Below are 2,539 nucleotides of genomic sequence, written 5' to 3'. Positions count from 1 at the left end.
GGTGAGGTCGGCCCGCTCCTGTACGAGCCGCAGGTGGTCCCGTCTCGTCGCGAGGTACACCCCGAGCAGCACCGAGGGGATCCACACCACCACCGTGGAGAGCACGTGCTCGACCGTGACGCCGGGTCCCGCACCCCGGGCGAGGGCGACCGCCACGACCGCCACCGACTCCGCCACGGTCGCGGCGGCGGCCATCCATAGGGCCCGCCCGGCGGGGAACATCGTCCCGAGGGTCACCGCCACGACGACCCCCGCGATGCCCCGAACCGAGACCTCGGGGTCGAGCGCCACCAGTCCGACCTGGGTGGCGATCACGAGTACCGCGCACCACCCCACCCGCACCCGCCGCAGGGCGAGCGCCAGGGACTGGACCACGACGATCGCGACGAACCACGTCACCGTCCCCTCGGCCGGGGCGAGGTCGGCCGGCGCGTACCGCATGGCCGTGAGGACCAGCACGGCCATGACCACCGCGATCGCCACCCCGAGCAGGGCGTCACGGGCCGCCGGCCCCCGGAGTCCAAGCCTGGTCAGGCGCGCGTCCCACCAGGCCCCGGGGGCCGTGAGCTGGTCGGTGCGCATGACGGACATCTTGTCCTACCGGGCCGTCAGTAGCTGATGTCAGGGGACAGGAGCAGCAACTCGACCGCACCGAAGGTGAACGCCGCGAACCCCAGCACGACCACGGCCGAGGCGGCCGGACGGAGTCGGCCGGAGCGGACGCGGAACACGGCGACCGCCCACCACACCGAGAAGGGCAGCCCCAGTACTCCGAGGGCGGTGAGCGTCTGCGCGGTCCGGATCACCGCGGTCGGCACCGGTTCCATACCCAGAGCGGCGACGATGACGTGGGCCCAGGTGGCCGATCCCAGCACCGCGGCCAGGGCCGCGAGGCGGGTCACGAGGCGTGGGACCCGGGCGGGACCCACGGGCGCGCCGTCAGCGGGACGAACGTCCCGCCGGGCGCGTACCCGCCGGACCACGGCCGCCACCGGCCACACCAGGACGGTGAGAAGTGACACCACTCCACCGCCGACGAGTCCCGGTAGCGCCACGGCGCGGGCCGGGCTGACCGGCATGAGAGACATCGCCGAGTCGTGGCCGATGAGCCGCACCCCGCCGTCGTCGTCCGTCCGCACCGCGAGGACCCGGTGGCCGTCGACCTCCCGGTACACCCACGGCTCGACCTCCTCGTAGACGGTGGACCGGATCCCCACGCCGGGGGAGAAGCGCACCCGGTCGCCGTCGACGACCTCCGCGCGGATCGGTTGGAGGGGGCCGAGAAGTGTGAGGAACGTGGTGTGGAATCCGCGAGTGCTCTCGTACGTGCCGGCGAGGGCGCGGGCGTGGTCCGCCCGGGTCGCGGGATCGACGGCGACGGGCGCCGCGCCGTCGGCGGGGAAGTACCGGTCGGCGAACTCGTCGAGCAGGTCCTCGCGCAGGAGCAGAGCGGCGGCGTCGGCGCCCGTGCTGTTGACGGAGAGGAAGACGCCCGTGTCGTCGTCGGGCCACAGTTGCAGGTGGGAGTGGAACGCGAGGGTGTCGCCGCCGTGCCCGACGACGTCCCGCCCGTTGCGGGACTCGTCGAACCACCCCAGCCCCATCCTCGGGCCGGAGGCCAGGGTTCCGAGGGAGGCGGCGTCGAGGGCGGGCTCCCGCATGAGCCGTAGGGCCTCGTCGCTGAGGATCGCTGTGTCCGCGTGCGCGCTCGCGCCGGTGTCGGTGCCCGTGCCTGCGCCGGTGCCTGCGGTGCCGGCGGGGTGGCCGAGATGGGCGAGCATGAACCTCGCCATGTCCGTCGCCGTGGCGCTCATCGAGCCCGCGGGCGGCACCCCGACCACCTCGAAGTCGATCGCCGCCTCGTCCGAGGTCGGGTATCCCCGGGCGACGTCTGCCGCCATGCGGTCGGGCAGAGGTTGGTCGAAGGACGAGGACGTCATCCCGAGCGGGATGAGGATGTTCTGCGCGACGTAGTCCTCGAACGGCACGCCGCTCACCGCCTCCACGACGTACCCGGCGAGCGCCATGCCGTAGTTGGAGTACGAGGGTGTGGTTCCCGGTTCGTACACCTGGGCGGGCGGATCCTCCGTGAGGGACCGGCGCAGGTCCACGGCCTGACCCGGAGGGAGGAAGAGCCCCGCGGCGCGCTCCTCGTATCCGGGGGTGTGCGAGAGCAGCTGGCGCAGCGTCACCGGGTGGTCGTGGGGGAGGTCCAGGCCGGTATAGAGCTCGACGTCGGTGTCCAGGTCGACCTCGCCGCGGTCGACGAGCTGCATCACGGCGGTCGCCGTCACCGTCTTCGAGACCGAGCCCACCCGGAACAGGGTCCTTCCCGGGTCGACGGCGGTGCCGGCGGACACGTCAGCCTCGCCGAAGCCGCGTGCGGTGAGGAGCTCGCCGTCGTGGACCACCGCGACCGACGCCCCGGCGATCCGCCCGGACTCGAGCGCCGACGGGATCGTCCGCTCGAGCCACGCGTCCACGTCTGCCCGGGTCAGATCGGCGGTGACGACCGGCGGGGCGGAGCGCGGGACGGGAG

2 protein-coding genes are annotated in these 2,539 nt (G+C 73.5%); both read right to left on the bottom strand.

All coding sequences use genetic code 11. From position 1 onward, the window contains the following. On the bottom strand, nt 1–582 hold a 582-nt coding region (locus IY392_RS16495; RefSeq protein ID WP_228549540.1), incomplete at its 3' end, for a hypothetical protein. 26 nt (nt 583–608) lie between these two features. Further along, nucleotides 609–2,539 (bottom strand): serine hydrolase (locus tag IY392_RS16490; protein ID WP_194861809.1); only part of this gene is annotated, 1,931 nt, incomplete at its 5' end.

Source organism: Dietzia sp. SYD-A1, assembly GCF_015356725.1.
Taxonomy (GTDB): Bacteria; Actinomycetota; Actinomycetes; order Mycobacteriales; family Mycobacteriaceae; genus Dietzia.
Note: the sequence above shows the minus strand (reverse complement) of the source record. Positions and strands in the feature narration are given on the sequence as shown.